Raw genomic sequence first — 26,063 nt, forward strand, 5'->3', positions numbered from 1 at the left:
CGCCGTCGGGTAGTAATTAGCGGAGCAGGGCCGGTTTCTTGGCGTCGAAGGTCCAGCCGGGGATCAAGTACTGCATGGCCGCCGAATCGTCGCGCGAACCCAGGCCGCGTTCGACGTAGAGTTCGTGGGCTGCGGCCAAGCGGTCCTCGTCTATGGTCACGCCGAGCCCCGGAGCCGTCGGCACCTGGATCTCACCGTCGACGATCTTCAGCGGCTCCCGGGTGAGCTCCTGACCGTCCTGCCAGATCCAGTGCGTGTCGAGTGCCGTGATCTCTCCCGGCGCTGCCGCTCCGACGTGGGTGAACATCGCCAGGGACACGTCGAAGTGGTTGTTCGAATGCGAACCCCAGGTCAATCCGAAATCGTGGCACAGCTGGGAGACCCTGTGCGATCCGGACATCGTCCAGAAGTGCGGGTCGGCCAGCGGGATGTCCACGGCGTTCGTCCGGATGGCATGTGCCATCTCCCGCCAGTCGGTGGCGATCATGTTCGTCGCCGTCCGCAGTCCCGTCGCCCGGCGGAATTCTGCCATGGTCTCCCGACCGGAGAACCGCCCTTCCGCGCCGACCGGGTCCTCCGCGTAGGCGACGACCCCGCGCATGGCCTTGCCGTACTCGATCGCCTCGTCGAGCAGCCACCCGCCGTTGGGATCGAGTGTGATCCGTGCATCGGGGAATTCCTCGGCCAGGGCCGTGACGGTTTCGACTTCGGCCTCGCCGGCCAGCACTCCGCCCTTGAGCTTGAAGTCCTTGAATCCGTACTTCGCCGAGGCGGCTCTGGCCAGTTCGACGACCGCTGCAGGAGTCAGCGCCTCCTCCCTGCGCAGACGGTCCCACCCGTCCGCGTCGGGTTCTTGCAGATAGTCGAGGTCTGTGGCGTCGGAATTGCCGACGTAGAACAGGTATCCGAGCATCGGTACGGCGTCTCGCTGCTGACCGGCGGCCAGCAGGTCCGCGACGGGCAGCCCGAGGAACTGGCCGTGCAGATCCAGCAGCGCCGATTCGATCGCGGCCGTCGCGTGCACGCCGACTCGCAGGTCGAAGGTCTGGTTGCCGCGACCACCGGCATCGACGGCGGCGAACCGCTGGTGCAGCTCGGAGACGATCCGATTGACCTGGGCGACGCGTCGTCCGGACAGCTCACGCCCTGCCTCTTCGATCGCGGCCTTGATGTTCTCACCTCCAGGCACTTCGCCCAGTCCCGTCCGCCCGTCGCTGTCGCCGATGAGGACGATGTTGCGGGTGAAGCAGGGGCCGTGGGCGCCCGAGAGGTTGAGCAGCATCGAGTCCCTGCCGGCGACCGGCACCACGCGCACGGATTCGATGGTCGGGGTGGTGACCTGCGTCTGTGTCGTCATCGACGTTCCCTTCATGATCCGGCCGCGCCCGCTCCGCTGAGGACCGAGGATCCTGCCTGGTCCGGAGTCGTCACCACACCATCGATCATCTGCACGACCGACCACGGGTTGTCGTCGGCGATCGGTTCGGGCAGCAGTCCGCTCGGCACCGACTGGTAGGCGACGGGGCGGAGGAACCGGTCGATGGCGAGCGTGCCCACCGACGTCGTGCTCGGCGCCGAGGTGGCCGGGAACGGTCCGCCATGAACCATAGCGTGTCCGACCTCGACCCCGGTGGGCCATCCGTTGAATAGGATCCGCCCGCACAGATCCTCGAGGGCCGGCAGGAGCCGGCCGGCCGCCTCGGTGTCGGCGTCGGTGGCGTGGATCGTCGTCGTCAGCTGCCTTTCGATCCCGGTGAGGGTCGTGAGCAGATCATCGCTTCCGTCATAGCGGACAAGCACCGAGGCGGCTCCGAAGATCTCCTCGCTGAGCACCTCGTTGCCCCGCAGAGCCGCCGAGGAGGTGGTGAAGACGATGGGGGCGGGGGCGTTCTCGCCCTCCCCCACGGTTCCCTCACCCACCGTGGACACGTCGTCCTGAGCACTGAGCTGTGCCACGCCGCGGTCGAACGCCTCGGCGATGGAGGGGGTGAGCATGGTCTGCCCGGCCTGCTGGCCGATCAGCTGGCCGACCGCCTCGGCGAAGGCATCGCCGTCGGCTCCGGTCGGGACCAGCACGAGCCCGGGTGCGGTGCACAGCTGTCCGCTCGAGCCGGTCAGGGAGGTGACGAACTGTTCGGCGAGATCGCGGGCCCCGTCCCCGGTCAGGGCACCGTCGAGGAGGATGACCGGGTTGATCGAGCTCATCTCCGCAAACACGGGGATGGGCACCTTCCGGGCCTGAGCGGTGGCCTGCAGCGCCAGTCCGCCGGAACGGGATCCGGTGAAGCCGACCGCGGCGATCCGCGGATCGGCGACGAGCTGCTGACCGACCGACGATCCCGAGCCGAAGACGAGGGAGAACACTCCGGGGTGCAGACCGCTCGTGGTGACCGCCTCGGTGATGGCTCTGCCGACGATCTCCCCCGTTCCTGGGTGGGCGTTGTGGGCCTTGACGATGACGGGGCAGCCAGCGGCGAGCGCCGAGGCGGTGTCACCGCCGGCGACGGAGAATGCGAGCGGGAAGTTGCTGGCTCCGAAGACGACGACGGGTCCGACGGGAACCTTGCGCTGCCGGATGTCGAGGCGCGGTGCCGGGGTGCGTTCGGGTTGGGCGGGGTCGATGCGGGAGGCGTGGAAGTTCCCGGCCCGGACCACCTCGGCGAAGAGCCTCAGCTGTCCGACGGTGCGGCCGACTTCGCCATTCAGCCGCGCTGACGGGAGCCCGGTCTCAGACATGGCTCGTTCGACGAGCGGCTCGCGCACGGCTTCGATGTTGTCCGCGATGGTCTCGAGGAATGCGGCACGCTGGCCCGGTGTGGTCGCCCGGTAGCTGGCGAACGCCTGCGCAGCGGCATCGACGGCGGCGTCGACCTGTGCCTCGTCGAGGAAGGTGTAGTCGGGGGTCAGGGTCTGCCCGGTGCTCGGGTCGACGGCGTTGGTGGTGGCGCCGTTGCCGGTGACCGGGTCCCCTGCGATGAGGGAGAGTCCAGTGAGCGCGGTCATGAGTGTCAGGCTCCGATCTTGATCTCGGTGTTGGGGTGGATCTTCGCTGCGGCGATGAGGTCGGCGAGATCGGCGACATCCCGTTCGCGGAGGCTGTGCAGCGGTGGGCGGACGGGGCCGGCGTCGCGGCCGATGGCCTTGAGTCCGCCCTTGACGATGGAGACTCCGTAGCCCTTTCCGCGGTCGCGGATGTCGAGGTAGGGCAGAACGAAGCGGTTGAGCTTCTCTGTCACGGCGTCCCGGTTCTGAGCGCGGACGTCGGCGTAGAAGTCGAGGGCGAATTCGGGGACGAAGTTGAACATCGCCGAGGAGTAGGTGCTCATGCCCAGCTGCAGCAGCGGCAGGGCGAAGGTCTCAGCCGTGGGCAGTCCGCCGAGGTAGAAGAGGCGGTCGCCGTTCTTCGCGTAGACCTTCGTGAGGTGTTCGATATCGCCGATGGCGTCCTTGAACCCGATGAAGTTCGCGTGGTTGTCGGCCAGTCGGGCCACGGTGTCGGCGGAGTAGACGGCGTTGGCGCGGTTGTAGACGATGACGCCGATGTTCGTGGCTTCGCAGATTGCTGCGACATGTTCGTAGAGACCGTCCTGGTCGCATTCGGTGAGGTAGGGCGGGAGGACGAGGACACCTTCGGCGCCTGCGGCTTCGGCATCGCGGGCGTTGCGGACGGCTTGGACGGTCGGCCCGCTCGCCGAAGCCAGGACCGGGACCTCTGGGCGCGAGGAGGCGACGGCGAGTTCGACGACGCGGGCCGCCTCGTCGGGACTGAGGCTGAATCCCTCACCGGTGCCGCCTGCGGCGAAGAGGCCGGCGACGTTGTAGCTCGACTGCCATTCGATGTGGCTGCGGTAGCCGGCCTCGTCGAGGCTGAGGTCGGAGCTGAACGCCGTCGCGGGGAACGAGAGCAGTCCGTTCTTGAGGTGAGCTGCCAGGTCCTGTGGGGAGAATTGAGCCATTGTGGTTCCTTTGCTGACTACTTCGATGGAGTGATTCGGAAGCGACTCTAGGCCGCCCGATGATGCCTGTCTAAGGCCCATACGATATCGACTCATGCAGGAAAGGTATTGGCCTCATGGGGCGAACACCGATGTCATTGAGTCGGCACTCACCTCACCTGATGTCGGCCGATGACCGGGTGAGAGCGACTTCGAATCGGCACAATCAAGGAGCATCAATGGCGTACACCACCGACGCGATCAAGACGATCACCCTGTCATCGATTCGATTGCCGTTGGAGGTTCCGATCTCCGATGCCAAGGTCTTCACCGGCCGGCAGAAGCCGATGACCGAGGTCGCCATGCTCTTCACCGAGATCACCACCGCCGAAGGGCATGCGGGGATCGGGTTCAGCTATTCGAAGCGCGGAGGCGGACCTGCTCAGTACGCTCATGCGAAGGAGATCGCCGAGGCGGCCCTGGGCGAGGACCCCAACGACATCGCCAAGCTCTACACGAAGCTGCTGTGGGCCGGCGCCTCGGTGGGACGGTCGGGTCTGGCCACTCAGGCGCTGGCCGCGATCGACGTCGCGCTCTACGATCTCAAGGCGAAGCGCGCAGAGCTGCCGCTCGCGAAGTTCCTCGGCAGCCACCGCGATTCAGTGCGCACCTACAACACCTCCGGAGGGTTCCTCAATGCCTCGATCGACGAGGTGAAGGAACGCGCTTCGAAATCACTGGAAGACGGCATCGGCGGAATCAAGATCAAGGTCGGTCTGCCCGACAGCGCCGAAGACCTCCGCCGGGTCAGCGCTGTGCGTGAGCACATCGGCGACGCTCCCCTCATGGTCGACGCAAACCAGCAGTGGGATCGCGCGACCGCGCTGCGCATGGGTCGGACCCTCGACGAACTCGGACTAGTGTGGATCGAAGAGCCGTTGGACGCCTATGACGTCGAAGGCCATGCCCGCCTGACGAGAACTCTCGACACTCCCATCGCCACTGGTGAGATGCTCAGTTCGGTGGCGGAACACCGAGCTCTCATCGACGCGCGGGCCTGCGACATCGTTCAGCCCGATGCTCCACGAGTCGGAGGAATCACCCAGTTCATGCGTCTGCTCACCCTAGCCGATGAGGCGGGACTCGATATCGCTCCGCACTTCGCCATGGAGATCCACCTGCACCTGGCGGCCTGCTACCCGCGTGAGACCTGGGTCGAGCACTTCGATTGGCTCGATCCGCTGTTCAACGAACGCCTCGAGACCAAGGACGGTCGGATGCTCGTCCCGGACCGTCCCGGCCTCGGCATCACGCTCAGCGATCAGGCACGGGCCTGGACCACCGATACCGTGACGATCAGCTGAAGGAATCCGACCACTATGTCTTCTGCCGAGCGCACCCACATCGCCGTCATCAATCTCACTCCAGTCGCATTCGCCGATCCCCCGCTGCTCAACGCCGTGGGAGTCCACGAACCCTTCGCCATCCGCACGATCATCGAGGTCATCACCGATTCGGGCATCTACGGCCTGGGTGAAACCTACGGCGATGAGGCCCATCAGAGCCGTCTGAGACTCGCCGCTGACGCCCTCATCGGCAGCGACGTCTTCGACATCAATCGAGCGCGCGGAGCTGCCGAGGCCGCGTTGGCTGCCGATTCCACCGCCGGCGGTCACGGAATGAGCGGGATGATCACCGATTCATCGACCCTCGACCGGGTCTTCTCGCCTTTCGAAGTCGCCTTTCTCGACCTGCAGGGGAAGATCCTCGGGGTTCCGGTCTCGGACCTCCTCGGCGGTCGGGTCCGCGATCGAGTCGACTTCAGCGGCTACCTGTTCTACAAGTGGGCGGGTCACCCGGGAGATCCCGATGACAAGTGGGGCGAGGCTCTGGATCCTGCCGGCATCGTCCGACAGGCCGAGACGATGATCGACGAATACGGCTTCACGGCGCTCAAGCTCAAGGGCGGAGTCTTCCCTCCCGACGAAGAAGCCGCCGCCATCGAGGCCCTTGCCGCTCGCTTCCCCGAGGTTCCGCTGCGCATCGACCCGAACGCAGCGTGGACGGTTGAGACCTCGATTCGCGTTGCCGAACGTCTGGACTCCACCCTCGAATACCTCGAGGACCCGACACCTGGCTTCGACGGCATGGCCGAGGTCCGAGCCGCCGCGAACATGCCGCTGGCGACGAATATGTGCGTCGTCGCATTCACTCAGCTGCCAGATGCCGTTGCCGCCGGCAGCATCGACGTCATCCTCTCCGACCATCATTTCTGGGGCGGACTGCGCCGGTCCACCACGCTGGCCGGCATCGCCGAGACCTTCGGCATGTCATTGTCCATGCATTCGAACTCGCACCTGGGTATCAGCCTCGCAGCCATGCTGCATCTGGCTGGAGCGACGAAGAACATCGACTATGCCTGCGATACCCATTGGCCGTGGAAGAACCGAGAGGACGATGTCATCGTCGGCGACCCGTTCGGCTTCGTGGGCGGCGGTCTCGAGGTGCCCACGCGTCCAGGGCTCGGAGTCGAATTGGATCGCGACCGACTTGCACAGCTGCATCAGCGATACCTCGACTGCGGCATCAGAAGTCGTGATGACACCGGATACATGCAGAAGTTCAACCCCGACTACGAAGCCGTGGCCCCACGCTGGTAACGGCGCAGGCCGCCGAAAGGACACAACTCACAATGAGTGGCAATAGCAACGACGCTGCCAGCACAGTCAGCTCAGACAACTCGCTCACAACCGCCCCGAAACGACGCGGAATCCTCGGGAGCCTACGCGAATTCGGCCCCGGAATCATCGCCGTCCTCGCCATGATGGGCGCCGGCGATCTGGTCACCGCCTCGGTGTCGGGGTCGAACTATGGTTACAACCTCATGTGGCTGCTCGCAGCCTCCCTGCTCATCCGGTTCGTCATCGTCAACATCATGGGCCGCTACCAGGTCCTCAACCTCAAGAATCAGTCCATCATCGAAGGCTACCGCGATGTCGCTCGGTGGTATCCGTGGGCGATCGGCATCGCCGCCCTCATCAGCGGACACCTGCTCAACGGCTACATGGTCCGCGGAGCCGGTGAGGCTCTGGCCAGTATCTTCACCATCGGCGATCCGTTCCTGTGGTCGTGCATCCTCGTCATCGGCAGCATCTTCGTCATCGGCAAGAACGTCTACAAGACCATCGAAAGCATCATGAAGCTGCTGCTCGCGATGATGACCGTTGTCTTCCTCGGACTCGCGATCTACAGCGTGCCCGACGTCGGTGAGATCGTGCGCGGCACCATCGGCTTCGGCATTCCGGACAACACCGGGGCGATCGGCGTCTTCGCCGTTGCGCTCTCCCTCATCGGCGCGGTCGCCGGTTCGATGGCGAACTTCCTCTACCCCTACTACGTTCGCGACAAGGGATGGCGGGGTGTCGGCTTCAAGAAGCTGCAGCGCAACGACATTCTGTTCGGAATCTCCTCGGCGATCGTCATCAGCCTGTCGATCTGGGTCGTCGGTGCCGAGATCCTTCGTCCGAACGGCATCCAGGTGACCAACCTCGACGACATCTCGCAGGCGCTGTCGATCCACCTCGGCGCTGTCGGCGGAATCATCTTCTATCTCGGCGCGTTCGGCATCCTCTACAGCAGCGTCGTCGGCTTCGCCAACGGGTTCCCGAAGATCATCGTCGACTGCCTGCACATCATTCGGCCTGCGCGGCGCGAACGCTACGGAGATCATTTCGAAGACGACCCCTCCTTCAAGTGGTTCAGCCTCTTCATCCTCGTCTCGCCGATCATCTGGGCCTTCCCCGGGATGCCCGGATTCGTCACGATGGCCGTCTTCGTCACCGGGCTACAGGCAGTCGTCGTCCCGCTCGTCGCGATCGGTCTGCTCATCCTGGCGAACAAGAAGAGTCATTTCGGGGAGCACAAGGCGAACCTCTTTGAGAACATCATCCTCGTGCTCACCACCCTGCTGACGATCTGGGTGACGGTCCAAGTCATCATCGGCTGGTTCTAGGCCCGAACGACACCCACACGCAGTTTGAGCCTCGACTTCGATTCGACGATGTCGAGGCTCCAACTGCTGCTTCAGCGCACCTGATCTGCGCTGACTGCGTTGACGGACGCTCAGTAGCTGCGGTGCAGGTCGATCTCGGCCTTCAGCGTCCTCCCGGATGCGTATCGGCGCAGGTTCTCCTCGACGAGGCTCGCGAAGTTCTCCAACATCCGATTCTGCGGATTGGCGACGTGCGGAGTGATGAGGACGTTGTCCATTCCCCACAGCGGGTCCTCGGCAGGAAGCGGCTCGGGATCGAATACGTCCAGGCCGGCTCCACCGATGATCCGACGGTGCAACGCATCGGTCAGTGCTGCCGTGTCGACGAGGTCTCCCCTGGCGATGTTGATGAGCACTCCAGGCGATCCGTCTCGTGGGTCAGAGCCCAACGCGGCCAGCTGCTCTTTGCCGATGAGGCGCTGAGTCTCGTCCGTCGACGCTCCCGCCAGTACGGCATCATCGGCAGCTGCGAGCGCTTCATCGAGATCCCGAGAGGTCACTGTTCGCTCTGCGCCCTCGACTTCCCGACCTGACCGGTTGACGGCGATCACTTCGGCCCCATGCGCCTTGAGCAGGGGAATCATCGATCGTCCTATCGAGCCGGCACCGACGATCGCGACGGTTCGCCCGCGCAGGGAGCGAACCGTGCCCCAGGTATGTTCCTTCAGCCAGGTATTCGCTCGAGCGTGCAGCGTGAATTGGCGCAGACAGCCGAGGAGCAGAGCCACTGCATGCTCGGCGACATCCGCGCTGTAAGCACCCACTGCCGATGTCCACGTTCGCTGCGAATCGATGCGTCCCGAATCGATCCACGGCTTCACACCTGCGGATTTGAGCTGAACCCATTCGACGTTGGCTGGAAGGCTCGATGGGAACCCAGTCTGATCGGAGCTCGTCCAGACCAATGCCTGAGCGTCGTCCAATGACGTGACTGCTGCATCAGCAGACTTCAGCACGGCGTCGAGGTACGTGGTCGAGTTCGGCAGCACTGCCACTCTGAGGGTCATATCAGCTCCATATTCGATTCGCTGCGACGTCATCGGTCGACGCATACAGCAGACCGACACCAGCTGTGCCGGTGTCGGTCTGCGGGAGGGTGGATCAGTTGGAGACCTTGACGGCCATGACGGGCATATCGGCCTGCAGCAGAATTCTCTGAGCTGAGGAGCCCATGATGAATTTTCCGACCTGAGAGCGTTTGCGCATGCCGATGACGATGAGATCGACGGACCATGCGTCTGCCGCCTCCAGCAGCGAGTCGACCACGTCGTCCTCGTGAGCCAAAGTGAAGACCTCGACATCGACTCCTGCGTCCTCTGCTCTCTTCTTCACTGCTTCGAGGTCCTCGACCTCGGCCACCGTGCCTTCGACCAGCGGACCGCGTCTGCGTGAGTTCGCAATGCGGAGCTTCACTCCTCGCCAGCCGGCTTCTCTGATGGCCGCATCGACAGCGGCCTCTCCTGACGGAGAGGGAACATATCCGACCAGAATGCTCATGACACGAGCTCCTTGCTCTTCGATTTGGCTTTGGCGCTGCGAAGCGTCCTCTGAATGATCGGCAGAAGGATGACGATCAGGAACACGAACAGCAGAGTGACGGTGATCGGACGGGAGAACACCTCACCGAGGTTGCCCTCGAAGAGGATGAGCGAGCGCCGCACACTCGATTCGAGGAGTTCGGCCAGGACGAAAGCGAGAACGAGCGGTCCCGGCTCGAATCCGGCCTTCTTCATGAGATAGCCGATGATTCCGAAGAGGACGACGAGGCCGACATCGAAGACCGAGTTCTTGATCGTATAGGCACCGATGAGAGTGATGAGCACTGTGATCGGGGCGAGGATCGCCGGTCGGACGCTGAGGATCTTGACGAACACGCCGATCAGGGGGATCGCCATGATGAGCAGCAGGATATTGCCGATGTACATGGAGTTGACAACGCCCCAGAAGAGTTCGGGTTCGTCGGAGACCAGAAGCGGTCCCGGTGTGATCCCCTGGATGAGGAGGGCCCCGAACATCAGCGCCATCGTGGCGTTGGCGGGGATGCCGAGGCTCAGCAGCGGAATGAACGACGATGTCGCCGCGGCATTGTTCGCAGATTCCGGTCCGGCCACGCCTTCGATGGCACCCTTGCCGAAGCGCGACGGGTCCTTCGCGACCTTCTTCTCCACACCATATGCGGCCAGCGAAGAGATGGTCGCGCCTCCGCCGGGCAGGATCCCGAGGAAGAAGCCGAGGATCGAACCGCGTCCGATCGCCGGTGCCGACTGCTTGAACTCGCCCTTCGTCGGCCAGACACGTTTGGGTTTCTCGGGAGTGGCCATCGCCTTGTGGCGTTCCTCCAGGTTGTAGAGGATCTCACCGAGTCCGAACAGTCCCATGGCCACGGTCACGAAGTCGATGCCGTCGCTGAGGCTGAGATTGTCGAAGGTGAATCGTTCGGTGCCGGTGAAGACGTCACGACCGACCATAGCGAGGAATACGCCGATGGATGCGGCGATCAGTGCTTTGACTTTATTGCCGGAACTGATCGTTGCGACCAGGGTGACACCGAGGAGGGACAGCGCCGCATATTCGGGAGGACCGAAGTCGAGGGCGAACCCGGCGATCAGCGGAGCGAGGAACGACAGGCCCAGGATTGCGGCCGTTCCGCCGATGAATGATCCGACTGCTGCAACGCCGAGCGCAGCACCTGCACGACCCTGTTTGGCCATTTGATAGCCGTCGAACACGGTGACGACCGAACTCGCCTCGCCGGGCAGCCGCAGCAGCACCGAGGTGATCGTGCCACCGTATTGTGCGCCGTAGAAGATGCCGGCGAGCATGATGATCGCGGTGACTGGTTCGATTCCGAAGGTCATCGGAAGGAGGATGGCCATCGTCGCTGCGGGACCGAGCCCGGGCAGCACGCCGATGAGCATGCCGACGAGCACGCCGATGAAGCAGTACAGGAGGTTTCCGGGGTCGAGGACGGTGCCGAACCCTTCGATTACCGGGGCAAAGAAGTCCATGTATTCGTCCTCCTCAGAAGAGATGCGGCAGCTGCGTGCGCAGTGCCACGACGAAGATGAGATAGAAGGCGGCGACAGTCAGCACCGAGTAGAGAGCGGCCGATCGCCAGGATTCGCCGCCCAACCACTTCATCCAGACGAAGGACAGGAGAAGGCCGGGAATTTCGAATCCGATGTGTGGAAGCAGGGCGACGAACACCAGGAGGCTGATGATTCCCCACATGACCGTGACCGAGTAGCGGCTGAACTTCTCACCGTCGCCTCCGCGGCGGCCCAGAATGAGCTGGGCCACCGAGAGGACTGCAGTGATCAGTGAGATGACGAATGGGAAGAAGCCCGGTGCGGGATCTGTCAGGCTGCCGAGGGATAGGTTCCAGGACAGCACCATTCCTGCGACGCCGAATGCCAGAGTCAGCGCACAGGCGACGAGGTTGGCGATACCTCCGGCGGGATCCGGAGCTTCCTCTTCCCACAGAGCAAGGAGCTCTTCGGGAGTGTCCGCTTCGTCGCCGACGGCCCGGATCTCAGATCGGTCGTCGCGCTCGTCGGGCTTGTCCACGGTTGTCCGATCAGTCTGCGAGATCGATGTCATACTCATCAACCAGCTTCTTGTAGCGATCTGCCAGGTCCGACCATTCGGCGGCAATCTCATCGCCGGGGATCTCGGTCGGGGTCAGCAGGTTCTTCTCGTTGAACTCCTTGTAGGCGTCCGTTTCGAATGTCGTCTTGAATGACTTGTCGAGTTTGTCGATCACGGCATCGGGGGTGCCCTTCGGTGCCACAACCGCGCGGTACTGCGAGACCGGGATGTCGTAGCCTTCCTCGGTCGCCGTCGGTACATCCTTGAGGAACTTGTTGCGCTCTTCGGAGAAGACCATGATCGGCACGAGCTTGCCCGCGTCGATGTGTGGCTTCGCCTCACCGAGCTGAACGGTGGAGACATTCACCTGGTTGCCCAGAGTCGCAGTCACTGCGGGGGCACCGGAGTCGAACGGAACCTCTTTGAAGTCGGTATCGATCTGTGCCAACAGGAGGCTCTGAGCCAGCTGCGAACCGGTGCCGACGCCGGCCGTGCCGAAGGAGAGCTTCTTATCGCTCTTCTTGATCTCATCGACAGTCTTCACACCGGCATCCGGATTCGCGACCATAACGTAGTCGTCCTGAGATACTCCGGTGATGACCTCGAAGTCGTCGATGCTCACTGCCTCGTCGTCACCAACGGCCAGCGGAGTGATTGTGATGAGGGAGGCGTTGAGGGTCGCGAGGTTGTAACCGTCGGCCTCGGCAGCCTGGACTTCCTTGGCTGCCAGGGTGCCGTTGGCACCGGGCATATTGATCACCGGCATGGCCTGACCGAGATCGGACGAGGCGCCATCGGCCAGCGCGCGTGCGATGAGGTCGGTGGATCCTCCCGCGGCAGCTCCGACAGTGATGGAGACTTCCTTCGTCGGAAAGTGCTCCTCACCGCCGCCGCCTGCGGCGACGTTGCCGCCACAGGCGGACAGCGCGAGGGCCACGACAGATCCCAGGGCCAGCGGCCCGACTACTCGTTTGGAGAGGTTCTGCATTTTTCTGGTCCGTTCCTTTCGGGCTCGGTCGATACCTCTGCGTATCTGTTGAGCACTTCGGAACGAGCCTAAGAACCGGCCATAATATTGTCTATGATGATATCTGCATGAAGTAATGCTCGAAAGGTATTGTCGTTCCATGTACACCTTGGACCAGGTTCGGTGCTTCGTCGCAGTCGCCGAACACCTGCATTTCGGCAAAGCGGCCGAAGCCCTCTCGATGACACAACCACCGTTGAGTCGGCAGATCCAGAAGCTGGAACGATTCGTCGGGGTGGACCTGCTTGAGAGAGACAACAAGCGTGTCACCCTCACCGCTGCCGGAGAGGCATTTCTCGACAACGCTCAAGTTCTGCTGGCCATGGCCGATCGGGCTCCGCAGGATGCGCGTCGCATTGCATCGGGACAATGGGGGCGGCTGAGCATCGGCTTCACTGCGGCCAGCGGGTTCGGAATCCTCGGCAGCCTGGTCACTGCCATCGAGGAGAACTTCCCCGGCATCGACCTCGACCTCTATGAGATGGTCACCGGCGAACAATTGGAGAATCTTGCGGAGGGCCGTATTGACCTCGGTCTCGGCCGGTCGGACACTACGCCCAGCTTCATCAACTCGGAACTGCTACTGGCCGAACGACTGCTGCTCGCGATCCCAGACGGCCATCGCCTGATGGAGTTGGATCGGCCATTGCGCAAAGACGATGTCACCGGGGAACCGCTGATCATGCATTCGGCGACGAAGGCGACGTCTTTCTACGACCTCATCATTCGGCATTTCCCGATCGACCATCACATGGTGAAGCATTCGATCAGTCAGGTGCTCACGATGATCAACCTCGTCGCAGACAACCACGGGCTCGCGTTCGTCCCGGAATCGGCATCGCTGGTCAGCGTGCCAGGAGTCCATTTCATGGCGTTCGAAGACCTCAGCGAGGAAATCGTCGAGCTCAAGGCGATGTGGAACGTCCAGTCGAAGAATCCAGCGCTGCAGCAGGTCGTCTCCCTCCTCAGGTCCTAACCCCTCCCCTCCCACAACTACCTGACGGCGGCTCAGCAACCTCGCGCGAAGTTGCTGGGCCGCCGTCGGGTAGCAATTGGGGAAGCTCAGGAGCGGGCGGTGGTCAGGTCCTCGCGGAAGGCTCGGCCCGCGGCTCCCAGGTCGCCGCATGAGGTGATGAAGCGGAAGCCCTGTTCCTTGCGCAGCTTGGCCTCGGCACCGTCGCCGCAGTGGATTCCCGGGACGATGCCCGCGGCATCGGCGGCAGTGCGGATACGCACGAGCGCCTCGGCGTGGGCCTCGTTGTGCTGGCCCGGCAGCGCACCGACGGCGAACGCGAGGTCCGAGGGTCCGACATAGACCCCGTCGATGCCGGGCACCGCGCAGATGTCCTCGACGTTGGCCAGGCCGTCCTCGTTCTCGATCATGACGAAGAGCAGCGGGCGCTCGGCCGTGGTGTCCTGCACGGCATTGTGCATGATCTCCGCGGCCGGTCCCCACGATCGATCCCCTCCTCGCGAGGGATAGTCGAGGGCACTAACAGCTGCTTCGGCCTCCGCGACCGAGGACACGAGCGGGACGATGATCGCTTCGACGCCGGCGTCGGCGAGCGCCCCGATCTCCGTGAACCGGTTCGCCGCGACCCGCGCGGTCACGAGCGCATCCCCGCTGGCGCGCACGGCATCGCTCAGGCGCAGCACATCGGTGGGCCGGATCAGCCCGTGCTGCAGATCCAGGCAGACGTAGTCGAATCCGGACGACGATCCGATCTTCGCAAGCTCCGGACTCGTCGACATCATCCACAGTCCGTTGTAGGTCTCCCCCGCGCGCAGGCGGGCCCGATGATTCTCAATCGCAGCAGTCATGCCTGCATCGAATCACGGAACCCCGCCTGGCCACCAGAGGTGCCCGATATCCGGATGAACCTCGCCGAGGCGGCCCACCCCTGCGTACGAATCATCGATCACTTCGCCGAGGCGGCCGTGTACATCCGCACCAGGGATCCTCCCGTACGAAACCTCGTACCTCCTCGGCGAATGGACGATGCGGGCGAGTCTTCAGCCGTCCTCGAGAAGCGTCACTCTGCCGGGCTGTCTTCGAGGAGCGGTCCGATGACGCGGTGGCGGGCGATGACGAAGGGATCGCTGCGTCCGACGTCGAGGAGTTCGAGGTCGAGTCGGCGCGGCAGCAGCGGGCGTCCCTTGCCGAGGACGACGGGAGCCGTGAAGGTGATGATCTCGTCGAGGAGCCCCTCGTCGGCGAACTGGCCGGCGAGATCGCCGCCGCCCATCACCCACAGGTCTCGATCGCCTGTGGCGGTGCACATTTCGAAGTAGTGGTCGGAGACCGAACCCTTCGCGAATCGAATGTCGGGAGTCTTCCCATCCTTCCCGACTTCGGGCGGGGAGAGTCTGCGGTGGGTCATCACCCAGGCAGGAACCTCGTAGGGCCAGGGCCCGTCGAGGTTCCGCAGCACCCACTCGTACGTCGTCGCACCCATGACCATCGCTCCGACACCGTCGATGAACCCGTCATCCGGCGGTTCCCCGGTCTGGCGCAGCAGCCATTCGAGCGAGTCATTCGGGTCGGCGATGAACCCGTCGAGCGTGGTCGCGGTGTAGTAGACGGTACGTGGCACGAGCATTCTCCTCCTGAGTCGGTCTCTCTTTCATCCTATTGCGCCGAAAGGACCTGCTGGCCGATCAGTGGGCAGTTTTGTGCCGGGATGAGTTTCCCCAGCAGCTCGATGAACCTGCAGCAACTCGGCCCATGGACCAAGCTGCTGCAGGTTCACCAAGCTGAAGACCGACCGCGTCCTCAGACCTCCCCGGTCCGCAGCGCCTCGGCGATGTAGTCGGCCTGGCGGATCGCCAGCGCCACGATCGTCAGTGTCGGGTTCGCCGCGGCGCCGGAGGTGAAGACCGAACCGTCTGAGATGAAGAGGTTCTTCACATCGTGGGTCCGGCCCCACTTGTCGACGACCCCGTCCTCGGGCCGTTCGCTCATCCGCGCGGTGCCGAGGTTGTGCGTCGACGGGTACGGCGGAGTGTGATGCGAAGTCGTCGCCCCGACCGCCTCGTAGACTCTCTGCCCTGCGGCATAGGCGTGTTCGCGCATCGCCAGGTCGTTGGCGTGATCGTCGTAGTGGACGTTCGGCACGGGCAGACCGTTCGTGTCCTTGACCGTCGTATTCAGCGTCACCCGATTGCTCTCCTGCGGCATGTCCTCGCCGACGATCCACATTCCCGCGGTGTTGAGGTACCGGTCGAGCAGTGCCGCGAAGTCCGGTCCCCACCCGCCGGGTTCCACGAAGGAGGCCATGAACGCTGGGCCCAGCGAGATCGTCTCCATGTAGTAGCCGCCGGAGAATCCGCGGTCGGGATCATGGATCGACTCATCGGCGATGACTCCGGCCATCGTCTCCCCGCGATACATCCGCACCGGCTTGTCGAAGTGCCCCCATACGGTGCCGGTCAGGTGGCTCATATAGTTCCGGCCCACATGTCCGGACGAGTTCGCCAACCCATCGGGGAAGGACGGTGTGCCGGAGAGGAGGAGCAGCCTCGGCGTCTCGATCGAGTTGCCGGCCACGCACACGATCTTCGCGGCCTGGCGGTGGAGGTTGCCGTCCTTGTCGAGGTAGAGCACGGCGTCGACACGACCGTCGGCGTCGTGGGTGATCTGCACGGCCTGCGATTCCGGGCGCAGGTCGAGCAGCCCCTGTCTGCGGCCCCGGGCAGCTCTCTGACCAGGGTCGACCATTTGGACTTGTTCTTATCTCCTTGGAAGTTGAAGCCGTCTTGAATGGAGGCGGGTCGGCCGTCGTACTCTTCGGCGTTCGTGGCATACGGACCGGTGGCGTAGAACTTGTAGCCGACCTCCTTCGCACCTTCGGCGAAGAACTTGTAGTTGTTGTTCGCCGGCAGCGGCGGGCGCCCGTGGACATGCGTCGAGCCCATCGCCTTCTCGGCCCGGTCGTAGTAAGGGGCCATCTCGTCGAGGGTGATCGGCCAGAGCTGCAGATCGACTGACCCCTCACCGAGGAAGTGGGTCGCGGTCAGGCGCTCAACTTCGCCGAGGCAGTCGCGCGGGTCCGCTGATGCTTTCAGCGGGCTCGCGCGTCACGTTTCCGGTGCCGCACTCATCACCAGCTTGGTGAACCTGCAGCAGCTCTGTCCCTGCACCAAGCTGTTGCAGGTTCACCAATCTGAGGCCCGGTTAAGTCTATTCCCTTACCATATGCCGATTGATAAGATAGGCTTATGGCTTTCGTTGATGAGTACCGCCACGCGCAACGCTGCGAAGACGTTGCGCGACTGCGCCGTGCACTCGCGCTCCGAGCCATGCTCGCCACTGGCATGAGTCAGCGAGAGATCGCGAAAGATCTTGGAATCTCGCAGCCTGCCGTGAGTCAGCAGCTCAAATTCGCCCCCGCTCTTGATCTGGTTCATCCGGAGGTCCTCCTGGAAGCCGCTGTCCCGATTCTCACGAAACTAGCCTCAGATCACGGCTATGAGAATTTGGCTGTCTTCGGTTCCGCCGCGCGCCGCGAAGCTCGAATGGACTCCGATATCGACTTGATCGTCGACGCTCCAGAAGGCACTTCGTCTTTTGCCTTCATCCGCTTCAAACAACTTATCGAGAAGGTTCTCGGCAGAGAGATCGACTTGGTCGACTATGGCGGCCTGAAGCCGGGGGTAGACGATGACATCCGCCGAGAAGCGGTGTCGCTGTGATGGATCGCAGAATTGCTAAGGAACTGCTTCACATCGAAGCGTGGCTCGAACGTGTTGATGAAATCGTCGCCCGAGGGAAAGACGATTATCTCGAAGACGAGTTGCTTCAGGAAGCCGGAGATTCCCTGATGATGAAACTCGGCGAGGCCACAAATCGGCTGTCCCGCATGGAAGCGCGTTCGCCAGCGGGAATAGATTGGGCTCTGGCCACCGCCAATCGCAATTTCATCATCCATCAATACGACGCAATCAATCGCTCCGTCACCTGGCTGACCCTTCCGTCGACCTCGGCCAGTGGAAACAGGCGCTTCAGCCCTCGTTCAGAGCGGCGCAATCCTCATTGCAGAGTGCTCCCGAACAGACCGACTGACACGCGGCCGGTCAATGCCCGCCAGCTAGGTCCATGGACCAAGCTGGCGCCGGTTCGCCAAACTGAAATTGGGCCTCAGCGGGCCCGCGCGCTATCAACCTTCAACCGCGCTGCGGCAGGTACGCCTTCTGGCTGTCGACCCATTCGTCGAGCACGCTCGCGCGGTCGTCGAACTTCGCAGTCGGGAACGCCAGACCCTTCGTCGGCACGCTGGCCCCGAGTTCGACGAGGAGGGGCCGCAGTGTCGTTTCGACGGCCAGGGTGTGCGCCGGGGACCCGATGGTGAGGACGGGGATCGCGATCAGGCCGTGCAGACCGTCCGCGTCGTACCGGTCGAGGAAGGCTTTGAGCAGTCCGGTGTAGCTGGCCTTGTAAGTCGGAGTGGCGATGACGGCGAAGTCGGCAGTGGCCAGACGCTCGGTGAGCTTGTCGAGGCGGTCGGACTTCCACTCGAAGATCTCATCTGTCACCTCGGCGAGCTCGATCGTTTCGTCGATCTCGGATCCGGTGATCTCGGCGATCTTGGCGGAGAGGTCTTCGGCCACTTGGCGGGTTCGCGATTTGGGGCTCGGGTTGCCGACGACGACGGCGATGCGTGTGGTCATAGGGGATCCTCCCGTTGTGCGGTGTACGCGATTGTCCGGGTCGTTGCACCCGGGTACCCACACTAGAAGAGGCCGGCCGCAGCGAAACCGTCACCGTTCATCTGGCGTCATCGCGGCGATGCCCGTGGTCCCACACAGCGTTCCCCCGATTCAGCGGGAACAGATTGTTGGTTTCAAGGTCGGGAAATCTACAGTCTGCTCCCGCGAAATCGGATTCACTCGGCACCGGCGGACCATCTGCTATCTGCCACCGCCGCCGGCTCTCCGCTCGAGGTGGTACCGAATCTTCCGCTCGAGCAGCGCCCTGCTCATCTGGCTGGTCACCCTCAGCACCTCCCAGCCTTCGTGCCGCAGCGCCTCGTCCCTGGCGATGTCACTGGCCCATTGCATTTTGGACATCAGATGGTGCTCACCGTCGTACTCGAGCGCCACCATCGCGTGCGGATAGCCCAAGTCCGGCTCGACTGTGCGATTGATCAGCCGGCAGTAGACCCGTGGATGGACCACCGGCTCCGGCAGTCCACGGCTCATTGCCCACAGCCGAAGATCCGTCTCCTGCGGCGAATCGACGTCCTCTCGAATCAGTGACAACGCTGCTCCGACCCGAACACGCTGGCGCAGGTACTTCCGCTGCGCGATCTTCGTCCTCAGGAACTCGAGGCTGCACAGCGGCGGTCCGTGCCACCCGCCGACGATCGAGTCACCGAGCACAACGAGTTCGTCACGTGTCAGCTCGGCACTCAGATCGAGAAAGACGCCGACGGGTGAGTGCATCGGCAGCTCAAGCCAATACCCGGCTTCCTCACGAGAGTGACGTCGTACGCTCATGCCCTTCCGTGCCACCTTCCGACCCGAATCGAACGTGACCAGGTGCAGATGATCGTCGACCAGCCTGTGCGGCAGAGGCAAGCCGAACAGTCGAGCTGCCGAGGCGCCTCCTGCGGCGATCCTGGGAACGACCATCGTCACCGCCCTGAGCCGGAGGCTCTCCTCCATCCAGGTCTCCTCGGCCCAGCTGGGAGTCGGGTGCTCGACACGTCTCACCTCATCTCGGTGGATGCCGGCCGTGACAGCGCTGAAGCGCGGATCGTATCTCAGATGGTGCTGGCTGATTCCCCTTTCCTCGGCTTCTCCGGTTCTGAAGAGCGACGGATAGCTGCGATGCTCGATGCGGAGGTCCATGTCCAACAAGAGTGTCGGATACGCCTCGGACCGCAAGGCACCAGTTGCCACCCTGTGGACGCAGCTGACGTCTCCACAGGGTGTCCGCGCACGAGTCCAATTCCATCCACAACCACTCGACACACGAGTGGCCCCATATGCCCTTCCTCGCCAGAACCACGTCGCCGGCCGGGCCCTGCGCGATTTTCGCGGGAAAGAAAAGTAGAAATCCCGAGCCGAAATCTACATTCTTCTCCCGCCGATTCCCATGCTCAGACCGACGAAGCATGCTCGGCCCACAGGCGCCGGTGCACGAGTGAGCAGCCGCCATCTCGGGCCGGCTCGCACCCCTTACTCCCCCGCTTGCTTTCGTGCACCCAGTGCCAGCCGCGCAATATCGCGCAGCACTTCGAGCTCCTCGCTGCCGTCGAGCAGCGCCCGCAGTTCGATGGCTGCCCGACTGAGCAGGCTGCGGTAGGCGCCGGCGACGTTGTCCGGCTCCCGGGTCAGCGGGTAGGACACACAGAGGGCGAACACGATCGCGCCGACCGTGAACGCCACACTCGCCGAGGCGGTCCCGGCCACCCGTGCCTGCTTCGTCGCGTAGAACTCCGCCGGGTTGCCCGGCCCGCACAGCGCCAGGGCCGCCGAGCCGCCGTCGACGAGCGAGAGCACTGTCCCGACTCCGCGAGAGACGCGCAGCTCATGATCGGCTTCGACATTGCGCACGCACACTCGGTCCTCACCGACCCGGACCCACAGCTGCACGGATTCCCCGGTCATCGACCGCAGATGCTCGAGCACTGAATTGGTCGTGGCGATATTGCGCCGACCGGGGAAGGGCCCTAACCGCAGCAGTCCCGAGGAATCGCGGACGATGAACTTGTGCGCCCGCAGATCTGTCAGCAGCCGGTACGTCGTCGACTTCGAATAGCCGAGCCGGCGGCACACCTCCGCAGCCGTCATCGGCGAGTCCTGGAGAACCGCAAGGATGGCCGCACTGCGGTCGATGACACCGATCTCCGGCAGTGGATTGTCAGCAGGAGCCTTCATACTGCCGTTCACGACACCGCCACATCGGCCAGCAGCTTCCGCCGGGACACCCACCACCGGAAGATGATGGGCCCGATGATGCCCAGAACCATGAGAATGATGATCGACAGCGACACCGGCCTGGTGACCAGAGGCGCGAACGATCCGCCGGAGATCTGCAGCATGCGCCGGAAGTTGTCCTCGAGCAGCGGTACGAGCACGAGCGCAAGGATCGCCGGAGCCAGCGGGATCCCGCCCTTCTCCATGAGGTAGCCGATGACTCCGAAGATGCCGAGCATCATCAACCCGAACAGGCTGAATTCGATGGCATAGGCGCCGATGACCACGAGCACGAGGATCGACGAGAAGAGGATCTCCTTGGGCATCTTCAGCAGCTTCACGAACACCCCGACCAGCGGCAGGTTGAGGATGATGAGAGCGATGTTGCCGATGTACATGCTCGCGATGATCGTCCAGATCAGACCGGTGTCGTCCCGGAAGATCAGCGGCCCGGGCTGCAGACCGTACATCGTGAACACGAACAGCAGCAGCGCCGTCGTCGCCGAACCCGGGATGCCGAGGCTGAACAGCGGGATCATGGCTCCGCCGACGCCGGCATTGTTCGCCGCCTCCGGACCAGCCACTCCTTCGATGGCGCCGTGGCCGAATTCGTCCTTCCGCTTCGAGATCCGCTTCTCCATGATGTAGGACATGAACGAGGCCAGCGAGGGGCCGACGCCGGGCAGGATGCCGATGATGAAGCCGACCACCGAGCCGCGGGCCCACGGTCCGGCCGACCGCTGCCAGTCCTGCTTCGTCATCCACTTGTCGTCACCGAAGCTCTGGATCACATCCTTCGCCCCGCGTCCGAGCGCCAGGTTGCGGATCGCCTCGGGGATGGCGAAGAGCGCCATTGCGAAGATCGTGAAGTCGATCCCGTCGGAGAGCAGATCGACACCGAACGTCTGCCTGGGCAGTCCGGTCTGGAAGTCGAGACCGATGAGGCCCACGGCCAGGCCGATGAAGATCGACACAAGCGCCTTGGCTCGCGAGCCCGCCGACATCGTCGACGCGAGCAGCAGGGCCGTGGCCATGAGCAGGAAGTATTCGGTGGCACCGAAGACGTTCGCAAGCTTGACGAGGACGGGCGAGAGGAACGTCAGTCCGATGATCGCCAGGGTGCCGGCGAGGAACGAACCGATCGCCGCGGTCGCCAGGGCCGCCTTGCCCCGACCTCGGCGGGCCATCTCGTAGCCCTCGATCGCTGTCACCGCGCTGGCCACCTCACCAGGGGTTTTGATGAGCGTGGCGGTGATCGAACCGCCGTACATCGACCCGTAGTAGATTCCGCACAGCAGGATGAGGCCGTGGACCGGCTCCATGCCGAAGGAGACCGGGATGAGGATCGCGATCGCCGAGATCGGTCCGATTCCCGGCAGCACGCCGACGACGGTGCCCAACAGCACGCCGAGGAGGGCGAAGGCGAGGCTGACCGGCTCCAGCGCCGAGGCGAAGCCGCCTCCCAGATCGATGAGAGTATCCATGTCCGCCCCCTATCCCAGGATCCCGACCGGCAGGTACACGGCGAGTCCGTAGACGAACGCCGCGTAGACCACGACCGCGAAGACGACGGAGAAGATGAGGTTGCGGATCCACTTCTCACGCGCATAGATGCTCGTCAGCCCCATCAGGAACGCCGCCGTCGAGAGGAGGAACCCGACCGGGATGAGAATCGCCAGATAGACGAAGAAGAGCGCGAACTGGAGGACGACCTTGCGCACCTGCGGCTCCGGCGGGGCCTCGAGGACGACCCCGCCGGCCCCCTCCTCACCGGGGGCGGCATCTGTCGACTCAATGGACCCGGAAGACCCGGACCCCGCTTCGGCGAGGGTGGCCTTCCGGTGCCGGAAGACGGCCTGGCCGGCGAGAAAGAGGCCGAGCACGATGAGTGCGATGCCGACGATGGCGGGGAAGGTGCGCGGGGTGACGATGTTCGCGGTCTCCTGAATGGAGAACGTCGCGATGTAGTACACCGCGCCGATGACGGCGATGGCGACGCCGGTGATGAGGTCGGTGCGGTGAGCGGTCATTTGCTGTTGCCCAGGTCGGTCTCCTTGACGCCTTCGGCAACCGTCTTCGCCGCCTCGTCGACGTAGGCCTGGGCGTCGTCACCGGTGTGGAACTCTGTGGCCCACTGGTTGTTCTTCAGGGTCTCCTGCCACGCATCGGACTTGCTCGCGTCCTCCAGCGCCTTGGCCCAGAAGTCCACGGCTTCCTCGGGCATCTCGGCGGGGCCGTAGACTCCGCGCCAGTTGCCCAGGGTCACGTCGTAGCCGGAGTCCGTCGCGGTGGGCACCTTGTCGAAGGGTGCTGCCAGCGGGTCTTGGGCGAAGGTGACGAGAGGTTCGATGTCACCGGCTTCGATGACGGAGCGGAATTCGCTCATGCCGGCGATGGCGACCTTCGCATCCCCGTTGAGCATGGCGGTCGTCTGCTCTCCGCCGCCGTCGTAGTTGACAAAGTTGATATCGGCCGGGTCGACGCCGGCTTCCTTCGCGAACAGGGCGAACGGCAGAGTGTCGTCTCCGGCGGCCGCGACGGTGACCTTCTGCGGGTCGTCCTTGAGCGCCTTGACCAGGGCGTCGAGGTCCTTGAAGTCTCCGTCCTTCGGGGTCACGACCATGAAGTCCTCGACGTAGAGGGTCGCGATGAGAGTGGCGTCCTCGGGGCCGTATTCGCAGAGGTTGCGGGCCTTCATCGTCTGGCTGGCCAGGGAGGTGATGGCGATCTGATCGTCCTTGCCCTTCTCCTGCTGCATCATCGACGTCAGCCAGGAGCAGCCGGTGCCGCCGGGCTTGTTCTGCACGGGCAGCGGCGTGGAGACGATGTCGTCCTTCTGCAGCGCCTCGACGAGCGCGCGTGCCGTGGTGTCCCAGCCGGATCCGGGTTCGGCCGGGGCGGTGACCGTGACCGGCCCCTTCGGGTAGTCCCCGCCCTCGCCCGGGGGCTGCGCCTTGTTCCCACAGGCGGTGGCGACGAGGGCGACCGATGCGAGCGCGGCACCGATCGTCGCCGCGCGCTTGCGGGCGCGCTTCGTTGCCTCCCTCGCCGAGGCGGCCGTCCGTGTGCGTGTGATCGTCGTTGATCGCATGAGCTGTCCCCTTGTGTGTTCGGTTCTCGATAGTGGTCGGTGTGCTGGTGGTGGGTGCTTCGGTGCTGGGTGTTCTGGTGCTCACCGGTCCGCAGCCGGTGACGTCGGCGTTCGGGCCGTCAGTCAAGACGGTTCTCGTCGGGCTGAGGCCCGTCGACCGGTGGGCCTGTCGGCACTGCGGGGCCGTCCCGGTAGTGGCCGTTGTGCCGGCCCGGTTCGGGCACGTCGCTGCGCAGACCGAGCCGGCTCCCGTCGAAGGTCAGCGGCAGCAGCGGCACATCGACGCCGGCTCCACTCGGCAGCCTGGTGTGGGCGAGCGCTCCGGATGCGACGAGGTGCGGGTCGTCGGTGAGATCGGCCGGGGTGTTGACCGGAGCGACGGGCAGGCCGCGGCGGGTGCACTTGTCTTCGATCTCGGCCAGGCTCAGCTGGGACAGCGCCTCCTGGAGTTCGCGGTGGATGCGTTCGCGCTGGTCGACTCGTCCCTGGTTGGTCAGCATGTCCGGGTCGGCGGCGAGACCGGCCAGTCCGAATTCGTCGCAGAGGTCGCGCCACTGCCCGTCGGAGACGGCGGCGACGAAGACCTGGTTGTCATCGGCATCGCGGAAGATGTCGTAGACGGCCCATGTGGCCTGCCGGGTCGGCATCGGGCGGGGAGGTTCGCCGCTGATCTGGGCCTGCGCCATATGCGTGCCGACAAGGAACGCGTTGTTCTCGAACAGCGCGGAGTTGATGAGTTTGCCGCGGCCCGTGGTCTCGCGCACCCGCAGTGCCGACTGGATGCCGATGACTCCGAACATTCCGCCCATGATGTCGTTGACGCTGGCGCCGGCGCGCAGCGGCTGGCCGGGTGGACCGGTCATATACGCCAATCCCCCGAGCATCTGCACGACCTCGTCGAGAGCGGCCCGGTTCCCGTAGGGGCCGGAGAGGAAGCCCTTGAGCGAACAGTAGATGAGTCCGGGGTTGCGGGCGGCCAGTTCCTCGTATCCGAATCCGATCGATTCCATCTTCCCGACGCGGAAGTTCTCCAGCAGGACGTCGGCGGAATCGATGAGGTCGAGGACGCGGTCACGGTCGGCCGCCTCGGCGATATCGAGTTGGACGCTGTGCTTATTGCGGTTGAACGCGGGGAACAGTCCGGATCCGGACCCGGGCAGGTAGCGGGTCTTGTCGCCTGCTCCACGGGGTTCGACCTTGATGACCTCGGCGCCGAGGTCGGCGAGGATCATCCCGCAGCTGGGGCCCATGACCATATGGGAGAACTCGATGACGCGGATGCCTTCGAGCGGCAGCGGTTCGGCGGTCGGCTGGGTTTGGATCGTGTCCGCAGACGCGGTGCGGGTCGCCTCGGTGCTCATATCAATCCCTCGCCGAGGCGGGGGCGAACCGGCCGTCGAAGACCGCGGGGGTGGCCGGAATGTCGGACAGGCTCGACGTCAGGTCGTGCCCGACGGCGGCGATGAGGGGGTCGCGGACCTCGGTGAGGGCGTCGACGTCGACGCCGGTGGCCACACTTTCGCGGTGGAGGAGGTGGACGAGATCATCGGTGCCGATGTTGCCGGCCGCTCCCGGCGCGAAGGGGCAGCCGCCGAGTCCGCCCATGGCCGCGTCGAAGTGCGCGATGCCCAGATCGAGGGCGGCGATGACGTTGGCCATGCCGAAGTTATAGGTGTCGTGGAGGTGGAGGTTGACCGGCTTGTCCGGGAAAGCCTCGACGACCGCCGAGGTGTTGCGGCGCACCAATGATGGGTTGGCGTTGCCGATCGTGTCGGCCACCCCGACGCCGTGGGCACCGGCGTCGACGAAGGGACGGAGCACCTCGACGAGGTGGCCCGCCTCTGTGATCCCGTCGAAGGGGCAGACGAAGCTCACGGCGGTCGTGATGTCGAAGCGCAGCCCCTGGTCACGGGCGAAGTTCGCGGCGTCCATCAGACGATCGGACGCCTCGGCGATGGAAGCGTCGGAGTTCGCCTTCGAGTGTCCTTCAGAGGCCGAGAGCACGAGTTTGATGTTCTTCGCCCCGGCATCGACGGCACGCTGGGCACCCTTGAGGTTGAAGACGAGAGTATAGAACTCGACACCGTCGACCTCATGCGGAGCCAGCCGGCGCAGCAGCTCGTCGGTGTCGGCCATCTGCGGGACCTTCTTCGGGTTGACGAAGGACCCGACCTCGATGTGCTTGAGCCCTGAGATGATGAGCTTCTCTGCCAGCGCAACCTTGATATCGGTGGGCACGATCGTCTCTTCGATCTGCAGCCCGTCGCGCAGAGTGGTGTCGAGGATGTCGACGGAGGTGGGCCGGACCATGGGACTCCTTCACGCATGCTCCCGCTGAGCGGGAAACGATTCGTCGCCGCGCTCCAGTGTGCGGCGTCACTTTCGTTATACATGGCGCTCAGTGCACGGAACAGAGACTGTTCGGCATTTGAGAATGCAGCGTGAATTGCC

General features: G+C 64.1%; 23 protein-coding genes and 2 pseudogenes. 6 read left to right on the top strand and 19 right to left on the bottom strand.

Annotation, left to right across the window (positions count from 1 at the left end; translation table 11 throughout):
* Window positions 1-16 precede the first annotated feature (16 nt).
* The 3 genes from GUY37_RS17865 to GUY37_RS17875 are packed head-to-tail and all read right to left on the bottom strand — an operon-like array spanning window position 17 to window position 3,956.
* Window positions 17-1,357 carry an enolase C-terminal domain-like protein gene (locus tag GUY37_RS17865; RefSeq protein WP_166828503.1) on the bottom strand — a complete coding sequence of 447 codons (1,341 nt, stop codon included), beginning with the start codon at window positions 1,355-1,357 and terminating at the stop codon, window positions 17-19.
* Between the two features lie 11 nt (window positions 1,358-1,368).
* Window positions 1,369-3,003 (bottom strand): aldehyde dehydrogenase (NADP(+)), encoded by a 1,635-nt coding sequence (locus GUY37_RS17870; protein WP_166828506.1) that lies wholly within the window; start codon window positions 3,001-3,003, stop codon window positions 1,369-1,371.
* A gap of 5 nt (window positions 3,004-3,008) precedes the next feature.
* Window positions 3,009-3,956, bottom strand: coding sequence for a 5-dehydro-4-deoxyglucarate dehydratase (locus tag GUY37_RS17875; RefSeq protein WP_166828509.1), 948 nt, complete (start codon window positions 3,954-3,956; stop codon window positions 3,009-3,011).
* 218 nt (window positions 3,957-4,174) lie between these two features.
* Here GUY37_RS17875 and GUY37_RS17880 point away from each other — a divergent pair, with 218 nt between their 5' ends.
* Genes GUY37_RS17880 through GUY37_RS17890 form a run of 3 tightly spaced genes read left to right on the top strand, consistent with a single transcriptional unit; the run spans window position 4,175 to window position 7,947 of the window.
* The gene (locus GUY37_RS17880) at window positions 4,175-5,299 is read left to right on the top strand and encodes an L-talarate/galactarate dehydratase (protein ID WP_166828512.1); all 1,125 of its coding nucleotides are present in this window, start codon (window positions 4,175-4,177) and stop codon (window positions 5,297-5,299) included.
* 15 nt (window positions 5,300-5,314) lie between these two features.
* Window positions 5,315-6,595 (top strand): glucarate dehydratase family protein, encoded by a 1,281-nt coding sequence (locus GUY37_RS17885; protein WP_166828515.1) that lies wholly within the window; start codon window positions 5,315-5,317, stop codon window positions 6,593-6,595.
* A 32-nt stretch (window positions 6,596-6,627) separates the two neighbouring features.
* The gene (locus GUY37_RS17890) at window positions 6,628-7,947 is read left to right on the top strand and encodes an Nramp family divalent metal transporter (RefSeq protein WP_166828518.1); all 1,320 of its coding nucleotides are present in this window, start codon (window positions 6,628-6,630) and stop codon (window positions 7,945-7,947) included.
* A gap of 110 nt (window positions 7,948-8,057) precedes the next feature.
* Here the strand turns inward: GUY37_RS17890 and GUY37_RS17895 are convergent, their stop codons facing one another.
* The 5 genes from GUY37_RS17895 to GUY37_RS17915 form a co-directional block, all read right to left on the bottom strand.
* On the bottom strand, window positions 8,058-8,993 hold the full coding sequence (locus tag GUY37_RS17895) for an NAD(P)-dependent oxidoreductase (protein ID WP_166828521.1): 936 nt from the start codon (window positions 8,991-8,993) through the stop codon (window positions 8,058-8,060).
* 94 nt (window positions 8,994-9,087) lie between these two features.
* A complete protein-coding gene (locus tag GUY37_RS17900) occupies window positions 9,088-9,483 on the bottom strand; it encodes a universal stress protein (RefSeq protein WP_166828523.1) in 396 nt (131 codons plus the stop codon).
* Window positions 9,480-10,994 carry a tripartite tricarboxylate transporter permease gene (locus GUY37_RS17905; RefSeq protein WP_166828526.1) on the bottom strand — a complete coding sequence of 505 codons (1,515 nt, stop codon included), beginning with the start codon at window positions 10,992-10,994 and terminating at the stop codon, window positions 9,480-9,482. The genes GUY37_RS17900 and GUY37_RS17905 overlap by 4 nt, the downstream gene beginning before the upstream one ends.
* 13 nt (window positions 10,995-11,007) lie before the next feature.
* Window positions 11,008-11,592 carry a tripartite tricarboxylate transporter TctB family protein gene (locus GUY37_RS17910; RefSeq protein WP_228278245.1) on the bottom strand — a complete coding sequence of 195 codons (585 nt, stop codon included), beginning with the start codon at window positions 11,590-11,592 and terminating at the stop codon, window positions 11,008-11,010.
* Window positions 11,564-12,562, bottom strand: coding sequence for a Bug family tripartite tricarboxylate transporter substrate binding protein (locus GUY37_RS17915; RefSeq protein ID WP_166828529.1), 999 nt, complete (start codon window positions 12,560-12,562; stop codon window positions 11,564-11,566). The genes GUY37_RS17910 and GUY37_RS17915 overlap by 29 nt, the downstream gene beginning before the upstream one ends.
* A gap of 139 nt (window positions 12,563-12,701) precedes the next feature.
* On the opposite strand from GUY37_RS17915, the gene GUY37_RS17920 reads away from it, so the two are divergent.
* Window positions 12,702-13,577: a LysR family transcriptional regulator gene (locus GUY37_RS17920; protein ID WP_166828532.1), complete on the top strand. Its 876-nt coding sequence runs from the start codon at window positions 12,702-12,704 to the stop codon at window positions 13,575-13,577.
* An 86-nt stretch (window positions 13,578-13,663) separates the two neighbouring features.
* On the opposite strand, the gene GUY37_RS17925 is transcribed toward GUY37_RS17920, so the two are convergent.
* The 3 genes and pseudogenes from GUY37_RS17925 to GUY37_RS17935 all read right to left on the bottom strand — a co-directional run.
* Window positions 13,664-14,422, bottom strand: coding sequence for an HpcH/HpaI aldolase family protein (locus GUY37_RS17925; protein WP_166828535.1), 759 nt, complete (start codon window positions 14,420-14,422; stop codon window positions 13,664-13,666).
* A 212-nt stretch (window positions 14,423-14,634) separates the two neighbouring features.
* Window positions 14,635-15,201, bottom strand: coding sequence for a dihydrofolate reductase family protein (locus tag GUY37_RS17930; RefSeq protein WP_323127514.1), 567 nt, complete (start codon window positions 15,199-15,201; stop codon window positions 14,635-14,637).
* A gap of 173 nt (window positions 15,202-15,374) precedes the next feature.
* A pseudogene (locus tag GUY37_RS17935) lies at window positions 15,375-16,570 on the bottom strand (GMC family oxidoreductase); the annotation flags it as partial.
* A 249-nt stretch (window positions 16,571-16,819) separates the two neighbouring features.
* Here GUY37_RS17935 and GUY37_RS17940 point away from each other — a divergent pair.
* Entirely contained in the window at window positions 16,820-17,293 is a 474-nt protein-coding gene (locus GUY37_RS17940) for a nucleotidyltransferase domain-containing protein (RefSeq protein WP_166828539.1), read from the top strand.
* Window positions 17,293-17,559: pseudogene (locus GUY37_RS19550) on the top strand (HepT-like ribonuclease domain-containing protein); the annotation flags it as partial. The gene GUY37_RS17940 and the pseudogene GUY37_RS19550, both read left to right, overlap by 1 nt.
* Window positions 17,560-17,764: 205 nt before the next feature.
* Here GUY37_RS19550 and GUY37_RS17945 read toward each other — a convergent pair.
* The 8 genes from GUY37_RS17945 to GUY37_RS17980 all read right to left on the bottom strand — a co-directional run bounded on the left by GUY37_RS17945 (window position 17,765) and on the right by GUY37_RS17980 (window position 25,922).
* Window positions 17,765-18,268 carry an NADPH-dependent FMN reductase gene (locus GUY37_RS17945; protein WP_166828542.1) on the bottom strand — a complete coding sequence of 168 codons (504 nt, stop codon included), beginning with the start codon at window positions 18,266-18,268 and terminating at the stop codon, window positions 17,765-17,767.
* A gap of 240 nt (window positions 18,269-18,508) precedes the next feature.
* The gene (locus GUY37_RS17950) at window positions 18,509-19,450 is read right to left on the bottom strand and encodes a hypothetical protein (protein WP_166828545.1); all 942 of its coding nucleotides are present in this window, start codon (window positions 19,448-19,450) and stop codon (window positions 18,509-18,511) included.
* A gap of 330 nt (window positions 19,451-19,780) precedes the next feature.
* Complete coding sequence (locus GUY37_RS17955) at window positions 19,781-20,482, bottom strand: helix-turn-helix domain-containing protein (RefSeq protein WP_166828547.1); 702 nt, start codon at window positions 20,480-20,482, stop codon at window positions 19,781-19,783.
* An 8-nt stretch (window positions 20,483-20,490) separates the two neighbouring features.
* A complete protein-coding gene (locus GUY37_RS17960; RefSeq protein ID WP_166828550.1) occupies window positions 20,491-22,005 on the bottom strand; it encodes a tripartite tricarboxylate transporter permease in 1,515 nt (504 codons plus the stop codon).
* A gap of 9 nt (window positions 22,006-22,014) precedes the next feature.
* Window positions 22,015-22,551 carry a tripartite tricarboxylate transporter TctB family protein gene (locus GUY37_RS17965; RefSeq protein ID WP_166828553.1) on the bottom strand — a complete coding sequence of 179 codons (537 nt, stop codon included), beginning with the start codon at window positions 22,549-22,551 and terminating at the stop codon, window positions 22,015-22,017.
* The gene (locus GUY37_RS17970; protein ID WP_166828556.1) at window positions 22,548-23,612 is read right to left on the bottom strand and encodes a tripartite tricarboxylate transporter substrate binding protein; all 1,065 of its coding nucleotides are present in this window, start codon (window positions 23,610-23,612) and stop codon (window positions 22,548-22,550) included. Before GUY37_RS17970 ends, GUY37_RS17965 begins: the two co-directional genes overlap by 4 nt.
* A 119-nt stretch (window positions 23,613-23,731) precedes the next feature.
* Entirely contained in the window at window positions 23,732-24,973 is a 1,242-nt protein-coding gene (locus tag GUY37_RS17975) for a CaiB/BaiF CoA transferase family protein (RefSeq protein WP_166828559.1), read from the bottom strand.
* A 1-nt stretch (window position 24,974) separates the two neighbouring features.
* Window positions 24,975-25,922: a hydroxymethylglutaryl-CoA lyase gene (locus tag GUY37_RS17980; protein ID WP_166828561.1), complete on the bottom strand. Its 948-nt coding sequence runs from the start codon at window positions 25,920-25,922 to the stop codon at window positions 24,975-24,977.
* Window positions 25,923-26,063 lie beyond the last annotated feature (141 nt).

The sequence above is a fragment of the Brevibacterium limosum genome (genome assembly GCF_011617705.1).
Classification (GTDB): Bacteria; Actinomycetota; Actinomycetes; order Actinomycetales; family Brevibacteriaceae; genus Brevibacterium; species Brevibacterium limosum.